Origin of the sequence: Azomonas agilis (assembly GCF_007830255.1) — a bacterium.
Lineage (GTDB): Bacteria > Pseudomonadota > Gammaproteobacteria > Pseudomonadales > Pseudomonadaceae > Azomonas > Azomonas agilis.
On record NZ_VLKG01000002.1, the window covers coordinates 173,341 to 196,735 of the forward strand.

The following is a 23,395-nucleotide window of genomic DNA, read 5'->3' on the forward strand; positions in this document are numbered from 1 at the left end:
TTTAAAGGGGCTTTTTGCTTTCCGGTTTTTTAATCCTAGACTTTAACCCGCATTAGAGTTCAAACATCTGCGCTGCTCAGGGTGCTGCATCTTTGCTTGATCGAACCACCTAGGCGATACATGCGACAAACCCAGTTCCTGAGCTTGAGTTTTCCAGACTCGCTTCGGAATGGGTTGACTCAAACGATCCTTGATTTCCCCCTAGCCAGTGTTCCTGAGTGCCTGCTACTCTGATCCACTCTTTCGCCCTTGTGGCGCCTCTAAGGACATCACATGAAATTCCAACGTTTGACACCTGCGCTGGCCCTTGTCGGTCTGGTTCTGGCAGGGTGTGAACAGCAGCAGGCCGGTGTCGAACTGAGTACTTCAGTACAAAAGGCATCCTACGGTATTGGCTTAAATATGGGGAAAAGCATGCTGCAAGACGGCATAGAGGATCTTGATCCTCATGCAGTAGCAGCCGGAATTCAGGATGCGCTGAATAAAAAGAAACAGCAGGTCTCAGACGAAGAGTTGATGCAAGCCTTCACCCTCTTGCAAGCCAAAGCCGAAGAGCGCATGGCTGAGCAAAGTGAGGCAAACCTTAAAGCAGGTCAGAAATACCTTGAGGACAACGCCAAGCGTCCCGGCGTTAAAACCACAGCCTCTGGTTTGCAGTACGAAGTCATTAAAGCAGCCGCTGAAGGTGAACAGCCTAGCTTGGATGATATCGTCACTGTTCACTACGAAGGCCGTTTAATTGACGGTACCCTGTTTGACAGCTCCATTGAGCGAGGTAGCCCTATTGATCTGCCGGTAGGTGGTGTAATTCCTGGCTGGATTGAGGGTTTGCAGTTGATGCATGTAGGGGAGAAGTACAAACTCTATATCCCCAGCAAGTTAGCCTACGGTGAGCAAAGCCCAAGCCCAGTGATTCCAGCCAACTCCGTCTTGGTGTTTGAGTTAGAGTTGCTGAGTATTAAAGACTTGAAAGCAGCCCTAGCCACTGATGCTGAAGCACCTACTGAAGAAGTAGAGTCGGAAGCAAAAGAAGCCGAAGCCGCTGAAGCTCCTAAAGCCGAAGCTGCTCCTAAAACCAAGGAACTAGCTCCTGCTCAGCCTAAAGTTGAGTAAGAGGATTTGCGTGTGACTCCGGTAAATACAGTCTCAGAAATCCTTTGGCCTCCTAAGTTTTTGGAGGCCATGCGGAGTGCTCAGCACTGGGTGGTATTTACCGGAGCAGGGGTATCAGCGGAAAGTGGTATTCCGACTTTCCGCGATGCCCTTACAGGGTTGTGGTCGAATTTTGATCCAGAAGATTTAGCCACAACTGAAGCGTTTTTGCGTGACCCCGATTTAGTCTGGGGTTGGTATGAGTGGCGACGTGCTAAAGTGCTCAAAGTTGCGCCTAATCCAGCCCATCAAGCCATTGCTGAATTAGCTCGGCATGTTCCTCGTTTAACCCTAATTACCCAAAATGTGGATGACTTGCACGAGCGTGCGGGTAGTCCTTCAGTGCTGCATCTGCACGGCAGTTTGCACCATCCGCGCTGTATGCGTTGTGCCAAGGCTTTAGACCCTCCGCAGCCTTTGGATACGAGCCAGGGTGAGCAGCTTTTAGCGCCGCCAGTTTGTGTAGATTGCGGCGGGCTGATACGTCCCGGAGTGGTCTGGTTTGGTGAAATGTTGCCCGAACAAGCCCTAACGCAAGCTTTTGAAGCGGCTGCTCAGTGCGATCTGCTGTTGTCGGTGGGTACGTCTGGTGTGGTGTATCCCGCTGCGCAAATTCCTCAGTTGGCGGCACGTTCTGGCGCTTGGGTTATACATATTAATCCGCAAAATTTGGCGCTGGGGTCAGAGCGCGAATTCCAGCTAACCGGCGCAGCAGGGGCGCTCTTGCCTTTATTGGTGCAACAGGTGCTGGCCGATTGATTAGCTGATCCATGATTTCAGGCATTTTTTTCGGCCTCGGGTTGAGTACAATGCTGCCCAATTGAACCATGACAAAGTTTGTTCACCATCCAACAGAGCCAAGAGATGTTGCTCTGTTGCGTTGGGAGGATTTTGTAGCAGCTTCCATCTTTCGCTGGGCCAGAGGGGACACCGCTGAGAATGTCCTCCCGGTACGGCAGCCTTTAGGGAACCGGCATGTCTCAACTCGAAACTTTTTACGAGGTTATGCGCCGTCAAGGTATTACCCGGCGCAGCTTCCTCAAATATTGCAGCTTAACCGCTGCGGCCTTGGGTCTTGGCCCGACCTTTGCGCCGCGCATTGCCCATGCGATGGAAACTAAGCCGCGTACTCCAGTGCTGTGGATTCACGGTTTGGAATGTACCTGCTGCTCGGAATCCTTTATTCGCTCCGCCCATCCTTTGGTGAAGGATGTGGTGTTGTCGATGATCTCTTTAGATTACGACGATACCCTGATGGCGGCCGCAGGACATCAAGCCGAAGCCGCCCTTGAAGAGACCATGCGTAAATATAAGGGCGAATACATTCTGGCGGTGGAGGGCAATCCACCCCTGAATGAAGACGGCATGTTCTGTATCGTTGGTGGTAAGCCCTTCTTAGATCAGCTCAAACACGCGGCTAAAGATGCTAAAGCGGTGATCGCTTGGGGAAGCTGCGCGAGCTGGGGTTGTGTACAAGCCGCCCGCCCGAATCCAACCAATGCCGTACCGATCCACAAAGTGATTACCGATAAACCCATCATCAAGGTGCCCGGTTGTCCGCCGATTGCTGAGGTGATGACCGGTGTTATCACCTACATGCTGACTTTCGGCAAGCTGCCGGAGTTGGATCGTCAAGGCCGTCCGAAGATGTTCTACGGTCAGCGCATTCACGATAAATGCTACCGCCGTCCCCATTTTGATGCGGGCCAGTTTGTGGAGGCTTGGGACGATGAGGGTGCGCGTAAGGGCTATTGCCTGTACAAAGTCGGCTGTAAAGGCCCAACTACCTATAACGCCTGTTCTACTGTGCGTTGGAATGAAGGAACTTCCTTCCCCATCCAAGCCGGTCACGGTTGTATCGGCTGCTCGGAGGATGGCTTCTGGGATAAAGGCTCGTTCTATGATCGCCTGAGCAAAATTCCACAGTTTGGCATTGAGAAAAATGCTGACCAGATCGGTATGGCTGTAGCCGGTGGTGTAGGAGCGGCTGTTGCCGCCCATGCCGCTGTGACTGCTATCAAACGTGCCCAGCAATCTAAGGGAGATCAGGCATGAGTTTGAATGCCAGCCAGCTCGATAACTCGGGCCGCCGTATTGTCGTTGACCCAGTTACCCGCATCGAAGGCCACATGCGTTGCGAAGTGAACGTCAACGCCGACAACATCATCACCAACGCGGTATCCACTGGTACCATGTGGCGCGGTCTGGAGGTGATTCTCAAGGGTCGCGATCCCCGCGATGCTTGGGCCTTTGTGGAGCGCATTTGTGGCGTTTGCACTGGAACCCATGCCCTGACCTCAGTGCGCGCGGTGGAGGATGCGCTGGGCATCCAAATTCCCTATAACGCGCACATCATCCGCAACCTGATGGATAAAACCCTTCAGGTACACGACCACATCGTGCATTTTTACCACCTGCACGCGCTGGATTGGGTCAACCCAGTGAATGCGCTGAAGGCCGATCCTAAAGCCACTTCTGAGCTGCAACAGAGCTTGGCTCCCGGTAATCCCAAGTCCAGCCCCGGCTATTTCCGCGATGTGCAAAACCGCCTGAAAAAATTCGTCGAGAGCGGCCAGTTAGGTCTGTTCAGCAACGGATACTGGGATAACCCCGCCTATAAATTACCGCCGGAAGCGGATTTGATGGCGGTGACGCATTATCTGGAAGCACTGGATTTACAGAAAGACATCGTCAAAATCCACACCATCTTCGGGGGCAAGAACCCGCACCCTAACTATATGGTCGGCGGTGTGCCCTGTGCTATTAATCTGGATGATGTGGGGGCTTCCGGCGCGCCCATTAATATGACCAGCCTGAATTTTGTGCTGGAGCGCATTAAAGAAGCTCAGCACTTTGTGAAGAATGTCTATCTGCCGGATTTGATGGCTGTGGCGACCATCTACAAAGATTGGTTGTACGGCGGTGGTTTGGCCGGTCAAAACCTGCTGTCTTACGGCACCTTTACCCGCCTGCCGGGGGATAAGTCTACTGATCTGCTACCCGCCGGTGCCATCATCAACGGTAACTGGAACGAAGTGTTGCCGGTCAATGTGCGCGACCCTGAGGAAATACAGGAGTTTGTCACCCACTCTTGGTATCAGTACGCCGACGAGAGCAAAGGCTTGCATCCTTGGGATGGCGTTACCGAGCCTAAATTCGAATTAGGCCCGAACACCAAAGGCACCAAGACCAACATTGAAGCCTTGGACGAGGCCCATAAATACAGCTGGATTAAAGCCCCACGCTGGAAGGGTCATGCGATGGAGGTTGGCCCACTGGCACGTTATGTCATTGCCTATGCTTCAGGCCGTGAGAACGTCAAAGAGCAGGTAGATCGCTCGCTGTCGGCCTTCAACCAAGCCACCGGTTTGGATTTGGGGCTGAAGCAATTCCTACCTTCCACTCTGGGCCGTACCTTAGCGCGGGCTCTGGAGTGCGAGCTGGCCGTAGATAGCATGTTCGACGACTGGAACGCCCTGGTCACCAACATCAAAAACGGTGACCGTGCGACTGCCAACGTGGAGAAATGGGATCCCAAAACTTGGCCGAAAGAAGCCAAAGGCGTGGGCATCAATGAAGCGCCGCGTGGGGCCTTGGGCCACTGGATCAAGATTAAAGACGGCAAGATCGAGAACTATCAGGCCATTGTTCCCACCACTTGGAACGCCTCACCGCGTGACAACAAGGGCAATATCGGTGCCTATGAAGCCTCGTTGCTGAACACACCGATGGAGCGTCCGGATGAGCCGGTGGAAATCCTGCGTACCCTGCACAGCTTTGATCCCTGTCTGGCCTGCGCGACGCATGTGATGTCGCCGGACGGTCAAGAGCTGACCCGAGTGAAGGTACGCTAACCCAAGGAGCCTGCTATGACACAGGAACATGCGTTACACACTGGGGAACAGGTACGCAAACAAACCGCCGTCTATGTGTACGAAGCGCCGGTGCGCCTCTGGCACTGGACAACAGCTTTGTGCATCGTGATTTTGAGTGTAACCGGCTATCTGATTGGCTCACCCTTACCCACTATGCCCGGTGAAGCCATCGACAATTACCTGATGGGTTACATCCGTTTTGCTCACTTTGCTGCCGGTTATGTGCTGGCTTTGGGGCTGATCGGGCGTATCTATTGGGCTTTTGTCGGCAATCACCATGCCCGCGAGCTGTTTTTGGTGCCGGTACATCGGATCAGTTGGTGGCGTGAGTTGTGGCACGAAGTACGCTGGTACCTGTTTTTAGAAAAGGTGCCGAAAAAATACATCGGCCATAACCCTTTGGGGCAATTGGCCATGTTCAGCGTCTTTGTGCTGGGGGCTATCTTCATGATTATCACCGGCTTTGCTCTCTATGGAGAAGGCTTAGGGGTAGGAAGCTGGGCCGATCAAGCCTTTGGCTGGGTGATTCCCTTACTTGGTCAAAGTCAGGATGTGCATACTTGGCACCATTTGGGCATGTGGTACATCATTGTTTTCGTGATGATCCATGTGTATCTGGCCATTCGTGAGGACATCATGTCCCGACAATCGCTGGTATCCACCATGATCGGTGGCTGGCGCATGTTTAAAGACGATAAACCCGACTGATACTCCCATTCCCAAGGCTTGATATCCCTTCAGCCTTGGGAAATTTGCCCTACAGGTTATTTCATGAGTGGCAGTATTCTGATTTTAGGCATCGGCAACCTGCTCTGGGCTGACGAAGGCTTTGGCGTGCGTTGTGTAGAATTGCTCAACAGCCGCTATCGTTTTCCCGAACCGGTGCAACTCATGGATGGCGGAACCCAAGGGTTGTATCTAGTGCCCTATGTGCAGCAGGCGGAAATCCTGATCGTGTTTGATGCGGTGGACTACGGCTTAGCTCCCGGCAGCCTAAAAATTGTACGCGATGACGAAGTACCCAAATTTATGGGCGCTAAACGTATGAGCCTGCATCAAACCGGGTTTCAGGACGTATTGGCGCTGGCTGCTTTTAGTGGCTCCTATCCCAAAGAGTTGCTGTTGATTGGCGTGCAACCGGAAGAGCTGGACGATTTTGGCGGCAGTTTGCGCGAGCCTGTGCGTGCTCAATTAGAGCCCGCGTTGCAGATTGCCTTAGATTTTTTAGCCGAGCAGGGTGTTGTACCGGAGCAGCGTGCAGCGGATGATCCGGCAACGGAGCTAGCACCAGAACCCTTAGCACTAACGCCCTATGAGCATGGCCGCCCGGATGAGCAATGTGCTTATCGTCATGGGGATATTCGCTTTATTCCGCAGCCCAGTGAGCAGGATTAAGCATGTGTATCGGTATTCCTATGCAGGTGGTAGCGCTAGAGTCCCTGCGTGCTTTATGCACAGCGGATGCTGAAACCCGTTGGGTGGATATTCGTCTGATTGATGTGCCCCAAATCGGTGACTGGCTGCTGGTGTTTTTAGACAGCGCCCGCGAAATCCTAACCCCCGAACGAGCAGGGCAGATTCAAGAGGCTTTGCTGGCCCTGCAAGCGGCCAGCCGAGGAGATTTTGAAGCCCTGAGCCGTTGCTTTGCTGACCTCAATCGCGAACCCGAATTGCCGGAGCATTTACGCCCATTTCCCGCTGGAGGTTCTCGCTGATGACCCACCCCTTATTTCAGCGCCTGATAGATTTGGGTATTCCGCAGCTCGGAGAAGCCGATTGTGAGGCTTATCTACAGGCCCAACCCCTGTGTGTGCTGTTTTTGCATGAGGATCCGCAGCGTTTCCCCGAATCCCTAGACGTAGCCGTGGTGTTGCCCGAATTACTGAAAGCTTTCCCCATGCTCAGTGCCGCCTTGGTAGAGCGGGCCTTGGAGCCTAGGTTGCAGGCACGTTATGGGTTCACACTCTGGCCGACCTTGGTCTTTCTCAAACACAGCCAGTATCTGGGGAGCCTGTCGCGGATGCTGGATTGGGACGCATATCTGAAGCAAATTCCGCCGCTACTGGCGCGCACGCCACAGATTCCGCTGCAAACTTTAGCTGTTAATAGCCCAGTGTCAGGTTGTTCCAGCGCGGGAGATGCTCTGTGAATCCTGAATTGCCGTTATTGGCCGGAATGGGTGCAGGCGCTCGTCACGAAGACGATGGCCTGAGCTATATGCCGATGCCGCAGGAGATGAACACCTTTAACGCGCCGCTGCTGCCAGAGTCCGAGATATTGGAGCAGCATCCGCAGGTGTTGCGCTATTTAGAGCACGTCCAGATTGCCTTGGAGTGCTGGCCCTCAAATCCGCAGCAAGCTCCCTTGGTGTTGGACGATTTACCGGAGGTTGCCGTCAGGCTGATCCAGCAAATCTTGGGCGAGGGCGAAGTATCTATCCAATTGCAAGGCCCACAGCCCGCACGTATCCAAGAAACCCTGTTGGCTGGATTGTGGTGGGTGCAACAGCTAGACCCTGAAGGTCATCCTATCCAGCAATGGTTAGAGGTGGCTGATATTCCGGCCTTGGTATCTGAGCACAGCTTTGCCGGAGCGCGTTGGCCCTTGGTAACCGATTTACCCGAGGGTTTAGTTAATGCAGGCCCGGTACTGATAGAGCTGTTAGAAGCGGCTGACCGGCAGCAAACTCAGTCCTGTAATGCTGGGCTCCATGATGAGCCCCATGTGGTCAATCTATCCTTACTGCCTTTTTCGCCACCGGATCACCAATTTTTGGCCCAATATTTAGGCATAGGCCCGGCTTTGATTCTTTCGCGTGGCTACGGCAATTGCCGCATCCAAAGCACGGCCACGCCGGGGATTTGGCGGGTACAGTACTTTAACAGCGGCGATCAACTGATCCTCGATACCCTAGAGGTGACGAGTATGCCTCAAGTAGCCTGTGCTGCCACTGAGGATTTGGCCGACTCCGCCGAGCGCTTGCGCGAAATGCGCGAGGTATTGCTGTGAGCACCCGCTTTGAGGGCAGCTATTTGGGCGATGACCAGCGCCTCTCGGATGATGCAGTACTGGAGTGCAAAATCTGCTGGTATCAGTACGATCCGGCCCAAGGCGACGAGGTGTGGCAGATTCCTGCCGGAACGCCCTTTAGCCAGCTTCCAGCCCATTGGTGCTGCCCACGTTGCGAAGGCGCGCGTGAGCAATTTATGGTGGTGGATGTTTAAGTGATCAGCACCGCCCCCGCCATTGAAGCCTATTTTCAGGCCGTGCATCAGCGTATGGCCGATTTGCCGGTGGTAAATCCGGCTCTGCGGGTGGAGCTGCTGGGTTGGCAAGCCATTGCCGAGCATGACTGGCTGGGGGTGCTGATTACCCCTTGGTGCATGAATCTGTTTTGGCAGTCCGCAGCCCATCAGCATGCACTAAAGGGCGATACCCGGTTGCTGTCCTTGCCGAGCGGGGACTATGAGTGCCTGCTTCATCAAGCAGAGGGCTTAGGCACTTACGCCACTGCTTCCCTGTGTTCACCGATGCAGGATTTTAACGCTCAGGATGAAGCACAGCAGCTGGCCGAGCAGATTTTAGATTTGCTGTTAGCCGAGCTTACCCGTACTCCTACAGCAGGCGTAAGCCGCCGAGGTTTGTTTCAGCGTCTGCTGGGGCAGGAGGCTGAGGTATGAGCCTCAGCGGTCAACTCAGTATTCGGCTTGACTGCCAAGATCAGGTAGTGCGCTCGGCTCAGGTGGTATTGCAGCGCCCGGTGGTGGCGATCAGCCAACTCTTGGTGGGATTATCACCTGTGGCCTTGTTAGAGCGCATTCCGCTGTTGTTTGCCCTCTGTGCGGGTGCGCAGCAGGTAGCCGCCGTGCGGGCCTTAGAACAGGCAGTGAATTGGCAGGCCGCACCAGAAGTGGAGTTAGCGCGTAGTCGTTTAACCGAATTGGAGCTGATCCGCGAATCCCTAGTGCGGCTGGTGCAGGATTGGCCGTTGCCCTTACCCCTAGCGTCCCTGAAAGCGCTGCTCCAACGCTGTCAGCAGGGCATTAATGAATTGCAGCCTTGGCTGGGATTTCGGGTGCAGCCCATGCTGCACGATCCCCAACCATTGCACCGCTGTATGACGGAGTTGCAAGCCCGCTGGCCAGAGGTGGAGGCTTGCGCCCAAGGTGATTGGTTATCGCCGCATCCAGCGCTGTCTAGCCAACATCCTCAACAGCCCTTGCCTGATGTTTTGGATTTACTCGGTCTAACGGCATTACTGCCTAATCTGCGTTTGGGGCAGATGGAAGCAGAGATTAACGGCCAACCGCGTACCACGGGCCCCGCGGCGGCGGCTCAAGCGGGTGTTAGTTTAGGGGAGCAGTTAGTTCAGCGAGTACAGGCCCTGATGCGCCGCGCTGCTCAGGCTGTTGCTGGTCTGAACCATCCTCCAACCATTGCTTGCATTCCGGGTTTAGAGGCTGGGGAAGGAGTGGGGCGGGTTAAAACGGCACGTGGCTGCTTGTTACAGCGGGTTCAGGTGCAAGGCCAGCAGGTGCGCCAATGGCAAATGATCGCCCCTACCGATTGGAATTTTCACCCACAGGGCGTGCTGACGCGCCAACTGAGCGGCTTGGTTCTGCCGACTGATCCCGCTGAGGCTGAAGCGCTGGTGCGAGCCTTGGTGCTGTCCATTGATCCCTGTGTGGATTTTGTGCTGCATTGGGAGTCGAGTCATGCATGAAATGTCCATTGCTGAAGGCTTGATTCAGCTCTTGGAAGACCAAGCTCAAAGCCAGCAATTTACACGGGTCAAAACCCTATGGCTGGAAATTGGGCCTTTAGCAGCCGTGGATGCCCACGCGCTGCACTTTTGTTTTGAGGCCGTGGCCCGCGATACCTTGGCTGAAGGCGCACTCTTGGAAATTATCGAACTGCCGGGGCGGGGCTGGTGCTTGGGCTGTAACGCCCTAATCCCGATTCGGCAACGCTACGACAGCTGCCCTCAATGTGGCAGCCATCAGGTACAGGTCACGCAGGGCGACGAGCTGCGGGTCAAAGAGTTGGAGGTGGACTGAGTATGTGTACGGTTTGCGGTTGTGCCCCGGGAGAAACGCGGATTGAGGGTCATCATCACCCTCATTCGGACGATCATCACCATGATCATGCCCACCCGCACGATCACACACACAGCCATTCCCTATTGCTGCAAAAGCCTGCGGCGGCCAGTCCTTTGGTGGTGGAAGGCTTAAACCTGCATTTTGGCAAAGGCCCAGCGCGTGCCCATGCACCGGGGTTGAGTCAAAGCCGCATGCTGCGGATTGAGCAGGATATTCTGGGTAAAAACGACCGTTATGCCGCCGAAAACCGCGCCCGCTTAGAAGCGCAATCGGTGTTTGCACTGAATCTGGTTTCCAGTCCCGGCTCGGGTAAAACCACCTTGCTGACCCGCAGCATTGAGCAACTGGATCGCCGCTGGTCCTTAGCGGTGATTGAAGGCGATCAGCAAACCGACCACGATGCCGAGCGCATTCGGGCTACGGGTGTGGAAGCCATCCAAATCAACACCGGCAAAGGCTGCCATCTGGATGCTCATATGGTGGGGCAGGCTCTGGAGCGGCTTAAAAGTCTGGAAGGCGGGGTACTCTTTATTGAGAACGTCGGCAATCTGGTATGCCCAGCGGCCTTTGATCTGGGCGAGGCGCACAAGGTCGCCATCCTCTCGGTGACGGAGGGTGAGGATAAGCCGCTCAAGTATCCGGATATGTTCCATGCCGCCGATTTGATGCTGCTGAACAAGGTGGATTTACTGCCGCATCTGGATTTTGACGTGGACGCTTGCATTGCCTATGCACGGCGGGTGAATCCGACCGTTGAGGTGATCCAAGTCTCCGCCCGCACCGGCGAAGGCATGGCCGATTGGTTGGCGTGGATCGAACGCCGCCGAGCTGCGCGCATCCGTATTCGGATTGAAGCCTTGCACGCCCAAGCCAAAGCGTTGGAGTCGCTGCTCTGAGTGATTCGCCAGCGCAATGGCAAGGCCAGCGTTTGTACCTCAGGGGGCAGGTGCAGGGAGTGGGCCTGCGTCCGCACCTGTTCCGCTTGGCTACCGAGCTGGGCTTAACCGGACAGGTATGCAATCAGGGTGCGCAGGTTTGCCTTGATCTGTACGGGCCTGCTCAGGTGTTGGCAGGTTTTGAGGCGCGGTTGCGGGCTTCGTTGCCGCCTCTAGCGCGCCTAGATGAGCTTCGTGCCGAGCCGCTGCCCGCTGAGGCCGTTCCGTCTGAGTTCCTGATTGTGGACAGCCAAAGCCAATCCGCAGATGCCCCGCTGGCCATGCCCTTAGATGCCGCTGTCTGCCCTGAGTGTTTGGCAGAGTTGTTTGATCCGGCGGATCGGCGTTGGCGTTATCCCTTTATCAACTGTACCCACTGTGGGCCACGTTACAGCCTGATACGCGCCTTGCCCTATGACCGCGCCCAAACCAGCATGGCGGCGTTTCGTCAATGTCCAGACTGTGCGCAGGAGTATCAAAATCCAGCCCATCGCCGTTTTCACGCCCAGCCCAATGCCTGCCCTGAGTGCGGCCCGAAACTGTGGTGCGAATCCAAGGGCGGCGAGGTTGTAGCGGGCGATCCGCTGGTCTTGGCGGTGGCTGCTTTGGCGCGTGGGGAAATTCTAGCCCTGCGCGGCGTGGGCGGTTTTCATCTGGCCTGCGATGCGCGCAATGCTGAGGCGGTGGCACGGTTGCGTCAGCGCAAACAGCGCCCTGCTAAACCTCTAGCGGTAATGGCGTTAAATCTAGCCTCTTTAGAGGCGCTGGTGCAGCTCAATCCTGCGGCTCGTGAGGCCTTGACCAGCACCGCTGCGCCCATTGTTTTAGCCGATTTTCAACCGAAAGCCGCAAGCCCATTAGCGCCCAATCTTGCGCCGGATTTGCGCTGCTTGGGCGTGATGCTGCCCCATACGCCGCTGCATTGGCTGCTGTTTCACGAATACTTAGGGCGACCGATGGGGACGGATTGGTTGACTCAGCCGTGCCCACTGTATCTGGTGATGACCAGCGCCAACCGCAGCGGAGCGCCACTGATTGCTGATAACGCGCAGGCCCGCACTCAACTGGCCGACATCGCCGATCTATGGCTGATGCACGACCGAGAGATTATCAGCCCCTGCGATGATTCAGTAGTCGATGGACGAGGATGGGAGCCAATCCCCATTCGTGCCGGCCGAGGATTTGCGCCGCTAATTCTGCCTTTACAGCACTCTGGCCCCTCGGTATTGGCGCTGGGCGGCTACCTGAAAAATACCTTTTGCCTGACCCAAGGCGACCAAGCCTGCCTGTCGGTGCCGATGGGTGATTTGGATGATGCCGAGGGCTGCCGTGCTTTAGCCCCGCGCATTGAACAACTACGCCAGCAGCTTGGGGTACAGCCGGAGCACATCGCCTGCGACCTACACCCTGACAGCCACACGGCGCGCTTGGCCCAACAATTGGCGGCGCAATGGCACATTCCCTTGCATCCGGTGCAACACCATCAAGCCCACATTGCGGCGGTGATGGCCGAGTACGCTTTAGAAGGCCCGCTCTTGGGGTTAGCCTTGGACGGCAGCGGTTTGGGTTGGGATGGTCGTTGGCGCGGTGGTGAGTTGTTGCGTGTGGAGGCCAGCGGTTTTCAGCCTTTGGGTGAGTTAACGCCCTTGGCCTTGCCCGGTGGCGATCAAGCCGCCCGTGAGCCGTGGCGTATGGCCGCTGCTGCCTTGCATGCCTTGGGTCGTAGCGCCGAAATCCCGCCGCGTTTTGCCGAATACGCTGGCAGCAATGTGGTGATACAGATGCTGGTGCGGGGTTTGAACTGTCCACTCAGCCACAGTATGGGCCGCGTCTTCGATGCCGTGGCGGGCTTGCTAGGCTTGGGTGCGCGTCAGCAGTTTGAGGCTCAAGCCGCCATGCGCCTCGAAGCCTTGGTCGAGCAGCTCCCTGAGCAGCCGCCCAAACTCTGGCAGATCAACGCCGAGCAGCAACTCAGCCTTTATCCCTTGCTGGCCGAGTTGGCGGATGGATCTTACAGCCCACAGCAGGGTAGTGAGCTGGCCCATGGCGTTATCATTGCCGCCCTGTGCGATTGGGTGCAGCAAGCCAGCCAGCACACTGGCTTAAAACAGCTGGTGCTGAGCGGTGGTTGTTTCCTCAATCGCTGGCTGCGCGAGGGTGTGGCAGCGGGTTTAAGGGCTCAGGGGTTAGAGGTTTTTATCCCGCGTCGGGTGCCGGTCAACGATTCGGGTTTGGCGCTGGGACAGGCGTGGGTGGTGCAGATGGCTTTGCGTCATCGCTCAATGAATACAGATGAGGTGCGGTAGATGTGTTTGGCCATTCCGGTTCGGATTGAGGAGGTGCTGGATGAGCACAATGCGCTGGCGGAAATCGGGGGGCTGCGTAAAAGCATCAACATCAGCCTGTTGGACGGCGTTCAGGTGGGCGACTATGTGATTTTGCATGTGGGCTGCGCGCTGCAACGCCTGAATCCTGAAGAAGCCGAACGCACCTTGGCGTTGTTGGAGTCCCTCGGCCAATTGGAGGCCGCCCGCCAAGCTGCGCTGGAAGGCCAACCATGAAGTATGTGGACGAATTCCGCGACGGCGACAAAGCCCGCCAATTGGCCGCCTGCATCAAAGCCGAAGCGCGACCGGAGCGCGCCTACCGGTTGATGGAGTTTTGCGGCGGCCATACCCACGCGATTTTCCGCTACGGTTTGCCGGATTTACTGCCGGAGAATGTACAGCTGATCCACGGGCCGGGTTGTCCGGTATGTGTATTGCCCATTGCGCGGCTGGATAAAGCCATTGCCTTGGCCCGCCATCCGGAAGTGATCCTCTGCACCTACGGTGACTTGCTGCGCGTTCCCGCTTCCAACCGCCAAACCCTGCTGAAAACCAAGGCCGAGGGCGCGGACATCCGCATGCTCTATTCGCCCTTGGAGGCGCTCAAGCTGGCCGAAGACAACCCGACACGCGAAGTGGTATTTCTGGCCATCGGCTTTGAAACCACCACACCGCCCACCGCTTTATTGGTGGAACACGCCCGTCAGCGCGGCCTGAGCAACCTGTCCATCTTCTGCAACCATGTGTTGACCCCACCGGCCATGCACGCCATTTTGGCCAGCCCCGAATCGGAAGCGGGGATGCTGCAACTGCACGGCTTTATTGGCCCTGCCCACGTCAGTACCGTAATTGGCAGCCAAGCCTATGCGGAGTTTCCCGCCCGTTACGGCACGCCGGTGGTGATTGCCGGATTCGAGCCGCTGGACGTGCTCCAAGCTCTGCTGATGCTGGTGCGCCAACTCAACCAAGGCCGCTCCGAGGTGGAAAACCAATTCACCCGCGCCGTCACCGAGCAGGGCAACCTTAAGGCCCGTGCTTTGATGGATCAGGTGTTCGAGTTGCGCTCGACCTTTGAATGGCGCGGCCTCGGCTTTTTGCCCGACAGCGCCCTGCAACTGCGCCCCGAATACGCCGCCTTTGATGCCGAGCGCCGTTTTGAGCTGCCGGAACTGCCCGCCCAAGAACACAAAGCCTGCGAGTGTCCGGCCATTTTGCGCGGCGCGAAGCGTCCCCAAGACTGCCGCTTGTTCGGCACGGCCTGCACCCCCGCCAATCCCTTGGGCTCGTGCATGGTGTCCTCCGAAGGCGCGTGCGCCGCTTATTACACCTATGGCCGCCATTTGCGCGCGGCAGGAGCCCAGTGATGGCGCTGAATTTAAACGGCTGCGTGGAAATGATCCACGGCGGCGGCGGACGGGCCAGCGCCGAGCTGATCCGCGAACTCTTTGCCCAAGCCTTCGACAACGAATGGCTGAACCAAGGCAACGACCAAGCCCAATTCACCCTGCCCGCCGGACAGGTAGTGATGGCCACCGACAGCCATGTGATTGCGCCGCTGTTCTTCCCTGGTGGCGACATTGGCAGCCTCTCGGTACATGGCACTTTGAATGATGTGGCCATGTCCGGCGCGAAGCCCTGCTATCTGGCTGCCAGCTTCATTCTGGAAGAAGGCTTTCCGCTGGCTGACCTGAAACGCATTGTCGATTCGATGGCCAAGGCTTCCCGCGAAGCCGGAGTGCCCATCGTCACTGGCGACACCAAGGTAGTGGAGCGGGGCAAGGGCGATGGTGTCTTTATCACCACCACCGGCGTGGGCGTGGTTCCCGAAGGGCTGTACCTCTCCGGCGATCAAGCGCGCCCCGGCGACAAAATCCTGATTTCCGGCAGCATTGGCGACCACGGTGTGACCATTTTGTCCCTGCGCGAAGGCTTGGGCTTTGAGGCCGACATCGGCTCCGACAGCCAAAACCTCGCGCTCTTGGTGGCGGCGATGTTGGAAGCGGTGCCGAGCATTCGCTGCCTGCGCGACCCAACCCGTGGTGGCTTGGGCAATACCCTCAACGAATTGGCCCAACAGTCCGGCGTGGGCATGCAGTTGGAGGAGGCTGCCATTCCCGTGCGCGAGCCTGTGCGTGCCGCCTGCGAGTTCTTGGGCCTTGATCCGCTTTATGTCGCCAACGAAGGCAAGTTGATCGCCATTTGCCCCGCCGAACACGCCGAGCAGCTCCTAGCTGTGATGCGCGCCCATCCCCTTGGCCAACAGGCCGCCATCATCGGCACCGTGCAGGAGGATGCCCAGCAGTTTGTGCAGATGCGTACCCAGTTTGGCGGCCAGCGCATGGTGGATTGGTTAAATGGGGAGCAGTTGCCGAGGATTTGTTGAGGAGGTGTTGTGGGTAAGAAAATTATCATCATTGCGGGGCCGAATGGCGCAGGAAAGACAACCTTTGCCCGATCCTTTCTGCCAGCGGAGGCACAGTGCCCGCGCTTTATTAATGCTGATTTAATTGCGGCAGGATTGGCTCCTTTTGCGCCTGAGAAGGCAGCGGTGAAAGCAGGTAAGTTGATGCTTTCAGAGATTGCAGAGAGCGTAAGTCGTGGTGATAGCTTTGCCATTGAAACCACACTGTCGGGGCTGACTTATCTGCGCCATATCCGTCAGTGGCAACAGCAGGGCTATCACGTTTGTCTATTTTTTCTAGCCTTGCCCTCAGCTGAGGTTGCCGTTGCACGGGTGGCTGAGCGAGTGAAGCAAGGGGGCCACCATATTCCTGAGGAAGTGATTCGTCGCCGTTTTGCCGCGGGCCGTAGTAACTTTGAGCGCCATTACCGCCCACAGGTTGATGCTTGGGCACTGTATGATAATTCCGGAGTGGAGCCTTTAATGCTCGAATGGGGAGAGAAAGAATGACGCAGCAAGAATTAGCTAAAGCAAAAGACCCTGATCTGCGGGCCTCGTTACAGGCTATTAAGCGTGCTGCTGAGCTGGCCCGACAAACAGCCTTGCAAACAGATACCGGCATTGTGGTTGTTGAAGGGCAGAAAATGGTGCATGTATCGGCTCAGGAGTTGCGGCAAGAACGGGTTCTGTGAATGACATTGGAACGGTACAGGAAGACGCTCAGCAGTTTGTGCAAATGCGTACCCAGTTTGGCGGCCAGAGCATGGTGGATTGGTTAAATGGGGAACCGTTGCCGAGGATTTGTTAGGCTCGCTTTTCTTTCTTCTGTCTAATAAGGATAAATTATGCTCATACTGAGAGAATATAGAGAAGCCGATATCCCCTTATTAGTTGACTACCTAAATGATCTTAGGGTTCGTCAATATTTAACTTCGGCAATACCTGATCCTTATAAAGAAAGGGATGCAGAGTTCTGGGTTAAAAAAGGAAGCAAGGAGCATATTATTCGTGCTATAGAATTTAATGGGCAATATGTAGGAGACATTGGTGCCTTTCTCGGACGCCTTGAGACGCCTTGAGCGAAGTCGGACAGCTGATGTGGGGTATTGGATCGCCCAACCTTTTTGGGGAAAAGGAATAGCGACACAGGCTTTAGCTCAGCTTACGCAGCATATCTTCAAAGAAACTGACATTATCCGCTTACAAGCCCTTGTGTTTGACGGAAATATAGCCTCTTGCAGAGTATTGGAAAAATGTGGGTATATTCAAGAGGCATTTTTAAAATGCGCTGTTTTTAAAGAGGATCAGCCCATAAGTACTTATTTATATTCTTGCTTAAATATTCCGTAAGAGATTTTAAAATATTTGTTTTTATTTTATATAATATTGCTTATATGCTACGAATAGGTACTGGGTATTAATAGTAAATACAAATCCGGTATAAGTGTAAAATTAAAGCATCTGACTAAAAATATCTTTTTACCCGTCTTGAAAATTTCCATCGGATGCCGATAACTAATAATATATAGGAGTACTTTTACTCACTCAGGGGGGCATATGACAACACTTATACAAAAACACCGCCCACGCTTATTGTTAGTAGACGATGATCGAGAGGTACTCAATCGCTTATGCCATTTGCTGAGAAATCAGCCTTATGACTTAGCCACAGCCACCGATGGCACGCACGCTTTAGCCTTGTTTAATGAGATGCCCTTTGATCTGGTGCTAGCCGATGCCCATATGCAGGGTATGGACGGCCCCACCTTGCTCACCCAGATTCACAATCAAAATCCAGACACGATTCGCATTTTGCTCACAGCTCATCCTGAGCTAAACATGCTGGTAACAGCGTTAAATGAAGGGCATATCTACCACTTTGTACACAAACCTTGGGACGACAACGAGCTCTTGCTAACCCTGCGCCAAGCCATAGCCCATCAAGACATTGAGCGCGAGCGGCAGGCGTTGTTAGAAACGGTTCAAGTGCGTAACCAAGAGTTAAACGAACTCAATACCCATTTAGAGCAGCGAGTGGCGGCGCGCACCGCTGAACTACAGCAAACGGCGGATATGCTGGACTTGGCCTATGAAGAGCTCAGGCACAGCTATGTGACCAGTACGGAAGTATTCTCCCTGCTGATCAACCAGCGGGTGCCGGTGGAAAAGCAAACCAACAAAGAAGTGATCGGTCTTACTCGTGCGTTCTGTCAGCACCTGAAATTAGATGAAGGCCAAACCCAAGACATCGTAATGGCGGCGGCCTTGTACAACATTGGCAAACTGAGCTGGCCTGATGCGCTGCTCGAAATGCCCTCAGATACTCTGTACAAAAAAAGCCGCGATATGTTCCGAGCCTATCCGGGTCGCAGCGAAAGCTTATTTATGGCCTTGGAGCCGCTACAGGATGCACGGGCGATGATCCGTCACCATCAAGAGCGCTGGGACGGTAAAGGCTTCCCCGATAACATTAAAGAAACCGAAATTCCCTTTGGTTCGCGCCTAATTAAGCTGGTGATTGATTTTATCGAGCTGCAAAAAGGATTGGTCTTGGAGCGCCAATTCAATCAGGACGAAGCCTTGCTGCTGATGCGTAAATTCAGCGGCAAAATCTACGATCCAGATCTGATAGAGCCCTTTGTCACAGTCTGCACTCAGATTGTGCCTAGCCTCTGTGTAAACGACCCGGATGTGAAGGTTTTTAACACCCATCAGCTAAAACCCGGTATGAAACTCGCCCGCAGCCTGAATGCCGACAGCGGTTTATTGTTGTTGAACGAAGGCAAGGTATTAACAGCCCTGATTATTGAGCGTTTGATCGCCTTTGAAGCGGCGGAGAAGACTCAATACAGCCTATTTGTTAGGGAGCCTGCCTTCGTCAGTGAGATCGTGAATAGCTAAACTTAGCTCACGGAAGGCTTAAGCAGCGTTGGGTGTGACAGATTTTATGCACGAGGGCCGGGTCATGGCTAACCAGCAATACAGCGCATTGATACTCTGTGGCCACTTCCACTAAGAGCTGTAACACGTCGCGGGCGGTGATGGGGTCAAGTCGAGATACGGGTTCATCGGCAAACAAAAATACAGGCTCCATCAATAACACCCGCGCCAAGGCTAGCCGCTGAAGTTCTCCTCCTGATACTTGGTGGCTGTGGCGCTGTAACAGGTGAGTACTCAGATTCAAGCGTTCCAAGAGTGCGGGCAGGCGTTTTGCGTCTAAACGGTGTAGGCGAATGAGGTCGTCAAAGAGCTGGGCCAATTTAACCTGAGGGGCAAAGCTGGCCGGAGGATCTTGGTAGAGTTTGAGATAGCGCTGGGGGGCAAATCCTCCCCGTCTATATACCCGCCCTGAGTCGGCGGGCAATAGGCCTAACAGAATATCGCCTAGGGTGCTTTTACCGCACCCGCTGTCTCCGGTAAGGCCAAGGATTTCGCCCCGCCGAATCTGTAGGCTTAGATGTTCAAACAGTCGCTTATTTCCCCGCTGTTTACTCAGCTCCTGTGCCTCAAGAATGGGGGTAGCCTGTTGTATGTTTGGCAGAGGATAGGGAGGCCAGCGGGCGGGTTCAGCTTCTATTAGTTGTCGGGTGTACTGACAGGCAGAATCATCCAATACCTGTTTAATACGCCCATCGTCCAGCAATCGCCCGGATTTCATGACCAGTATGCGCCCACCCAATTGGCGCGCCACGGCTACGTCGTGGGTGATGGTCAGCAGAGTGCCTTGGGTGGATTTTTTGCACAAGAGCTGTACCAGAGCTTCACGGCAGCTTGTGTCTAAACCCTTGGTTGGTTCGTCGGCCAAAATCAGGGAAGCACCCGCAGCGGTAGCGGCACAGAAGGCTAAACGCTGTGCCATGCCGCCCGACAGTTGATCCGGGCGTTTGTGTTCAGCCCCCTGCAACCCCACAGCCAGAAGGTCTTGGGTAGCTTGGTGATCGGCGCTATCTGGCTTACGGCCTTTAACGCACTGGTAAACCTCGGATACCTGTTCTTGACTAGGCATTAAAGGATCAAGGGCATGCCAAGGCTCTTGGGGTAGCAGCGCGATCCTACGTCCCCAGAGTTGTTCGCGCTCTGTTTGGGGGAGTGCATCAAGATCCTGTCCTGCAATGCGTATGCGGCCTTGGTGGTACAAAGGCTTGGGCAAAGTCCCCATAATGGCCTGCATCAGCAGGCTTTTGCCGGCTCCCGTTTCCCCTAAAATGGTTAGGCGCTCACCGGGATAAAGGCTAAAGCTCAGAGGTTCTAGCAGCAGCTCGGGGGCTTGATTTTTGGCTTGAGGACGGGAAAACACACAGAGGTTTTCCACCTGCAATAAGGGGATTATCGGTTGTGAGCCAGTCATGAGCGTTTTCCCCCTGCCAGCAAATTAAGACTGAGTACCAACAAAAATACCGCCAATACCGGCTGTGCCAGCACCCAAGGAGCATCGCTGTAATAGGGGAACAGCTCCACCATCATTAAGCCTAACTCTGCTGTGGGCGGGCGGACACCCACAGAAACAAAGCCCAGCGCCGCCAGAGCCAAAATCGCATTGGCGGCTCCAAAGGCCGCTAGGGTGAATACGGGGGATACCAACGCGGGCCAAATATGACGGCGGAAGCAATACCACCGCCCAAAGCCCAGCATGTGGGAAGCTTGCATGGCGGAGGATTGAATCTGAGTACGGGTAATGGCGCGCACCACCCGGAAATATTCCACCCAAAGTACCAAGGAAATAGCCAGATACAGCATCAACAACGAACCGGGAGCCAAACCCGCAAACAGCAGAATCAGTACCAGTCCGGGTAAGGCCAACAGCATGTTGAGGATAAAAGACAGCAGCCGATCGGCCCAGCCTTGCCACCAACCTGCGACCACGCCCAGCAGTATGCCCAGCGTGGCGGAAGTCAGTACACAGATCAGGCTGAGGATTAGGGAGAGGCGCAAGGCCGCCCCCATCCGAGCCAGCATACTGCGGCCAAACTGATCCGTGCCTAAGGGCTCTTGTAGACTAGGGAGGGCAAAGGCTTGGTCAAGGCGCTGTAGATAAGGGGCTGTGCCGTGCAGTAGGGCTTCCAACAGGGCAAAAGCCAAGAGTAATAGCAGCAGTCCGGCCCCGATTTTTTGGCTGGTTTTGAGTTTAAGTTGCCTCATGATTCAGCCCGTCCTCGTGGATCAATCAGATGGCAAGCGATATCGACCCAAAGGTTCAGTACCACAAACAGCAGGCCCAAGCTCATGGCCGCGCCTTGAATCATGGGCACATCGCGATTGAACACCGCATGGGCTAGACCGTGGCCTAAGCCAGGCCATGAAAACAGGGATTCAATCATCACAATGCCTTCTATCAGCGTGACCAACTGGATGCCCAAAAAAGCCACTACGGGTAAGGCGGCATTGCGAAGCCCATGTCGAATCAGCGTTTGGCCAAAGCTTAGACCCTTGATGCGGGAGAATTGGAAGAAGGCCGAATGAATGACCTCCACCCCGGCATGGCGTATCACCCGACTGGACAAAGCAGCCAACACCAGCGCCAAACTGATGGCCGGAAGAATCAAAAAGCGCGGCCCATCAAAACCAGCCACAGGGAGCCAGCGCAGTTGCAAGGAAAAGATCAGCAGCAGTACTAAGCCGACCATAAACACAGGCTGAGCCCGTAATAACACCGACATCAGCAAACTGGCTCGATCAAACCAACAGTTTTCGCGGATGGCGGCGTAAATCCCAATAGGGAGCGCCAGCAGCAAGGCTAATAGCATAGCCGTGACAGCCAGCATCAGCGTGTGCTCCAGAAAGTGCATCAATTCATGGGCGATGGGTAAGCCGCTGACCAGTGAGTTCCCAAAGTCAAAGCGCATCAGATCCAGCAGCCAGTTGAGGTACTGTTCCCATACTGGCTGATCCAAACCCAATTCGATTTCCACGGCTTGGGCGGCGGCTAGGTTGAGGTTGTCGTACCCATAACGGCCTGCGGCTACCCGAAAAGCCATATTGCCGGGCAGCAAATGCATCAAGATAAAACTGAGCGTGCCCACACTCCAGCATACAAGAGCGGCCTGTCCTAGGCGCAGGAGTAACAGCCTCATCATGGGGTTGCGAGCCTCATGTCAGAAAGGTGGTAGTTGCGCTCATAGGGGTCAAAGCTGAAATGCTTCACCCGCTGCGCGGTGGCGGTTTGCTGGGTGTAAAACAGCACCGGAATGGCTGGCAGTTCGTCTACCAACATCTGCGCCGCTTGCTGGGCTTTGCGTTGGTATAGGGTTGCATCCTGCTCGGCCTCCAGTTCGTGCAGTAGTTGCGGGAAGGCGGTATTGTTCCAATTCATGCCCCCCCAATCCCCATTGCCTTGAGCGCCAAAATCCAGCAGCAACAGGCTTAACGGATCGGCCACAGTACCGTAATTGCGGGCGATTAACGCCAGCTCAAGGCTGCCGTCATGGTGGGCAGAAGGAATGCCGCTGGAGTTCACCACACTTAACCCCATATCAATCCCCAGCGCCCGCAGTTGCGCCTGAATCGCTGTACCGATCACCAACAATTCAGGCCGGTCGGCATAGGTAATCATCTTGAGCTGAAAGCGTTGGCCCTCGCGGTGCAGGATGCCTTGTTCATCCGCTTGCCAACCCAGCTCCTGTAACAGGGCTTGAGCCTGTTTAAGATCCTGAGCGATAGGCGCTAAGGCCGGTAAATGCCAATCTTTGAGCATCGGCGGAATCAATTGATTAGCTTCTGTGCCCGGTACGCGCAGCACATGGGTAGCGATTCCTGAACGATCCAAAGCCAGACTAATGGCTTGGCGGGCTTTGAGGTCTTTGAGGTAGGGATGACCGGCATTGAGCTTAATCTGAATGGTGCGCGGAATCAGCTCCGAATGCACTTGGGCATCCTTGCGCCGTTTGAGTAAATCCAAGCTGGCCGGATCGAGGGTGTACACGATATCGGTTTGCCCCGCCATCACCTGTAGGGCACGACTTTCGGCGCGGTGGCCGGTTAAGTACAGCACCTTGGGAATCTGCGCCACCTTGCCCCAATAGCCCTCAAAGCGCTGCACTAAAAGGCGGTGCGGTGGGCCAAACTCAATCAATCGGTAGGGGCCGGTGCCCTGCATCCAAGTTACTTGGCCCTCGGCGTTATAGGAGGCGGGTGACAGAATCACCGCTGAAAAGTGAGCCAGCACCGCCGGTAAAGGCTGGTGAGGACGGCTGAGTTGAATGCTGAGCTTTAAGGGTTCCTCAGCCGTGATTTGGGTGATGGGCAGGGTATTTAGGATGCCGGGTTTGGTACGCGCAATTTCCAATGCCTGCACTACGGTTTGAGCCTCTAAAACCTGGCCATCATGGAAGCGAACGCCAGATCGGAGCTGAAACTGCCAGCGCAAACCGCCATCCTCTGCCGACCAATATTCGGCTAGCCCCGGCAGTAAATGGCCATCGGGAGCCACTTCTACCAAGGTTTCGGCAACTTGCAGCCGTGTATAGACGTAGCCGGTGCGGGAAGGGTCTTGGCTGGTGAATTCAAACGGCCCGCTGATGTTTAGGGTTTCTGGGTCTTGATTGGGTTGGCAGGCGCTTAGGACAAGCGCCAAAGTCCATAAAAGACCGTATCTTAGAACAGGCAAAAC

At 55.1% G+C, this 23,395-nt stretch carries 27 protein-coding genes; 23 read left to right on the plus strand and 4 right to left on the minus strand.

Annotated elements, in window-relative coordinates:
- Window positions 1-273 precede the first annotated feature (273 nt).
- From bamJ to nosR, 23 genes are all read left to right on the plus strand, one after another.
- On the plus strand, window positions 274-1,113 hold the full coding sequence (gene bamJ / locus LX59_RS03130) for a BamJ family beta-barrel-assembly machinery protein (protein ID WP_144570391.1): 840 nt from the start codon (window positions 274-276) through the stop codon (window positions 1,111-1,113).
- A gap of 69 nt (window positions 1,114-1,182) precedes the next feature.
- Window positions 1,183-1,911: an SIR2 family NAD-dependent protein deacylase gene (locus LX59_RS03135; protein WP_144570672.1), complete on the plus strand. Its 729-nt coding sequence runs from the start codon at window positions 1,183-1,185 to the stop codon at window positions 1,909-1,911.
- 216 nt (window positions 1,912-2,127) lie between these two features.
- Complete coding sequence (locus LX59_RS03140) at window positions 2,128-3,207, plus strand: hydrogenase small subunit (protein WP_144570392.1); 1,080 nt, start codon at window positions 2,128-2,130, stop codon at window positions 3,205-3,207.
- Entirely contained in the window at window positions 3,204-5,006 is a 1,803-nt protein-coding gene (locus tag LX59_RS03145) for a nickel-dependent hydrogenase large subunit (protein WP_144570393.1), read from the plus strand. Before LX59_RS03140 ends, LX59_RS03145 begins: the two co-directional genes overlap by 4 nt.
- 15 nt (window positions 5,007-5,021) lie before the next feature.
- Window positions 5,022-5,735: a Ni/Fe-hydrogenase, b-type cytochrome subunit gene (gene cybH / locus LX59_RS03150; protein WP_144570394.1), complete on the plus strand. Its 714-nt coding sequence runs from the start codon at window positions 5,022-5,024 to the stop codon at window positions 5,733-5,735.
- 63 nt (window positions 5,736-5,798) lie between these two features.
- Window positions 5,799-6,422 (plus strand): HyaD/HybD family hydrogenase maturation endopeptidase, encoded by a 624-nt coding sequence (locus LX59_RS03155; RefSeq protein WP_144570395.1) that lies wholly within the window; start codon window positions 5,799-5,801, stop codon window positions 6,420-6,422.
- Window positions 6,423-6,424: 2 nt separating this feature from the next.
- On the plus strand, window positions 6,425-6,742 hold the full coding sequence (locus LX59_RS03160) for a HypC/HybG/HupF family hydrogenase formation chaperone (protein WP_144570396.1): 318 nt from the start codon (window positions 6,425-6,427) through the stop codon (window positions 6,740-6,742).
- On the plus strand, window positions 6,742-7,176 hold the full coding sequence (locus LX59_RS03165) for a thioredoxin domain-containing protein (protein ID WP_144570397.1): 435 nt from the start codon (window positions 6,742-6,744) through the stop codon (window positions 7,174-7,176). The genes LX59_RS03160 and LX59_RS03165 overlap by 1 nt, the downstream gene beginning before the upstream one ends.
- Window positions 7,173-8,036, plus strand: coding sequence for a hydrogenase expression/formation protein (locus LX59_RS03170; protein WP_144570398.1), 864 nt, complete (start codon window positions 7,173-7,175; stop codon window positions 8,034-8,036). Before LX59_RS03165 ends, LX59_RS03170 begins: the two co-directional genes overlap by 4 nt.
- The gene (locus LX59_RS03175) at window positions 8,033-8,251 is read left to right on the plus strand and encodes a rubredoxin (RefSeq protein ID WP_144570399.1); all 219 of its coding nucleotides are present in this window, start codon (window positions 8,033-8,035) and stop codon (window positions 8,249-8,251) included. The genes LX59_RS03170 and LX59_RS03175 overlap by 4 nt, the downstream gene beginning before the upstream one ends.
- A 3-nt stretch (window positions 8,252-8,254) precedes the next feature.
- On the plus strand, window positions 8,255-8,707 hold the full coding sequence (gene hybE, locus LX59_RS03180) for a [NiFe]-hydrogenase assembly chaperone HybE (RefSeq protein WP_144570673.1): 453 nt from the start codon (window positions 8,255-8,257) through the stop codon (window positions 8,705-8,707).
- Window positions 8,704-9,750 (plus strand): nickel-dependent hydrogenase large subunit, encoded by a 1,047-nt coding sequence (locus tag LX59_RS03185; RefSeq protein WP_144570400.1) that lies wholly within the window; start codon window positions 8,704-8,706, stop codon window positions 9,748-9,750. The genes hybE and LX59_RS03185 overlap by 4 nt, the downstream gene beginning before the upstream one ends.
- Window positions 9,743-10,084, plus strand: a complete 342-nt coding sequence (gene hypA, locus LX59_RS03190; protein WP_246118663.1) for a hydrogenase maturation nickel metallochaperone HypA — start codon at window positions 9,743-9,745, stop codon at window positions 10,082-10,084. The genes LX59_RS03185 and hypA overlap by 8 nt, the downstream gene beginning before the upstream one ends.
- A 2-nt stretch (window positions 10,085-10,086) precedes the next feature.
- Entirely contained in the window at window positions 10,087-11,022 is a 936-nt protein-coding gene (gene hypB / locus LX59_RS03195; protein WP_144570401.1) for a hydrogenase nickel incorporation protein HypB, read from the plus strand.
- Window positions 11,023-11,054: 32 nt separating this feature from the next.
- The gene (gene hypF / locus LX59_RS03200) at window positions 11,055-13,367 is read left to right on the plus strand and encodes a carbamoyltransferase HypF (protein WP_281284832.1); all 2,313 of its coding nucleotides are present in this window, start codon (window positions 11,055-11,057) and stop codon (window positions 13,365-13,367) included.
- Window positions 13,368-13,622, plus strand: coding sequence for a HypC/HybG/HupF family hydrogenase formation chaperone (locus tag LX59_RS03205; RefSeq protein WP_144570403.1), 255 nt, complete (start codon window positions 13,368-13,370; stop codon window positions 13,620-13,622).
- Window positions 13,619-14,752, plus strand: coding sequence for a hydrogenase formation protein HypD (gene hypD / locus LX59_RS03210; protein WP_144570404.1), 1,134 nt, complete (start codon window positions 13,619-13,621; stop codon window positions 14,750-14,752). Before LX59_RS03205 ends, hypD begins: the two co-directional genes overlap by 4 nt.
- On the plus strand, window positions 14,752-15,771 hold the full coding sequence (hypE, locus tag LX59_RS03215; protein ID WP_144570405.1) for a hydrogenase expression/formation protein HypE: 1,020 nt from the start codon (window positions 14,752-14,754) through the stop codon (window positions 15,769-15,771). The genes hypD and hypE overlap by 1 nt, the downstream gene beginning before the upstream one ends.
- Before the next feature lie 9 nt (window positions 15,772-15,780).
- On the plus strand, window positions 15,781-16,299 hold the full coding sequence (locus tag LX59_RS03220; RefSeq protein WP_144570406.1) for an ATPase: 519 nt from the start codon (window positions 15,781-15,783) through the stop codon (window positions 16,297-16,299).
- Window positions 16,296-16,481, plus strand: a complete 186-nt coding sequence (locus LX59_RS03225; RefSeq protein ID WP_144570407.1) for a hypothetical protein — start codon at window positions 16,296-16,298, stop codon at window positions 16,479-16,481. The genes LX59_RS03220 and LX59_RS03225 overlap by 4 nt, the downstream gene beginning before the upstream one ends.
- A gap of 153 nt (window positions 16,482-16,634) precedes the next feature.
- Complete coding sequence (locus LX59_RS03235; protein WP_144570408.1) at window positions 16,635-16,868, plus strand: GNAT family N-acetyltransferase; 234 nt, start codon at window positions 16,635-16,637, stop codon at window positions 16,866-16,868.
- On the plus strand, window positions 16,837-17,139 hold the full coding sequence (locus LX59_RS03240; RefSeq protein WP_342779669.1) for a GNAT family N-acetyltransferase: 303 nt from the start codon (window positions 16,837-16,839) through the stop codon (window positions 17,137-17,139). The genes LX59_RS03235 and LX59_RS03240 overlap by 32 nt, the downstream gene beginning before the upstream one ends.
- 207 nt (window positions 17,140-17,346) lie before the next feature.
- Window positions 17,347-18,690: a response regulator c-di-GMP phosphodiesterase, NosR family gene (gene nosR / locus LX59_RS03245; protein ID WP_144570410.1), complete on the plus strand. Its 1,344-nt coding sequence runs from the start codon at window positions 17,347-17,349 to the stop codon at window positions 18,688-18,690.
- Window positions 18,691-18,697: 7 nt separating this feature from the next.
- Here nosR and LX59_RS03250 read toward each other — a convergent pair whose 3' ends face one another.
- Genes LX59_RS03250 through LX59_RS03265 form a run of 4 tightly spaced genes read right to left on the minus strand, consistent with a single transcriptional unit; the run spans window position 18,698 to window position 23,392 of the window.
- A complete protein-coding gene (locus LX59_RS03250) occupies window positions 18,698-20,137 on the minus strand; it encodes an ABC transporter ATP-binding protein (RefSeq protein WP_246118665.1) in 1,440 nt (479 codons plus the stop codon).
- A complete protein-coding gene (locus tag LX59_RS03255) occupies window positions 20,134-20,928 on the minus strand; it encodes an ABC transporter permease (protein ID WP_144570411.1) in 795 nt (264 codons plus the stop codon). Before LX59_RS03255 ends, LX59_RS03250 begins: the two co-directional genes overlap by 4 nt.
- Window positions 20,925-21,863, minus strand: a complete 939-nt coding sequence (locus LX59_RS03260) for an ABC transporter permease (protein ID WP_144570412.1) — start codon at window positions 21,861-21,863, stop codon at window positions 20,925-20,927. Before LX59_RS03260 ends, LX59_RS03255 begins: the two co-directional genes overlap by 4 nt.
- Window positions 21,860-23,392, minus strand: a complete 1,533-nt coding sequence (locus LX59_RS03265; protein WP_246118666.1) for an ABC transporter substrate-binding protein — start codon at window positions 23,390-23,392, stop codon at window positions 21,860-21,862. Before LX59_RS03265 ends, LX59_RS03260 begins: the two co-directional genes overlap by 4 nt.
- Window positions 23,393-23,395: the final 3 nt, after the last annotated feature.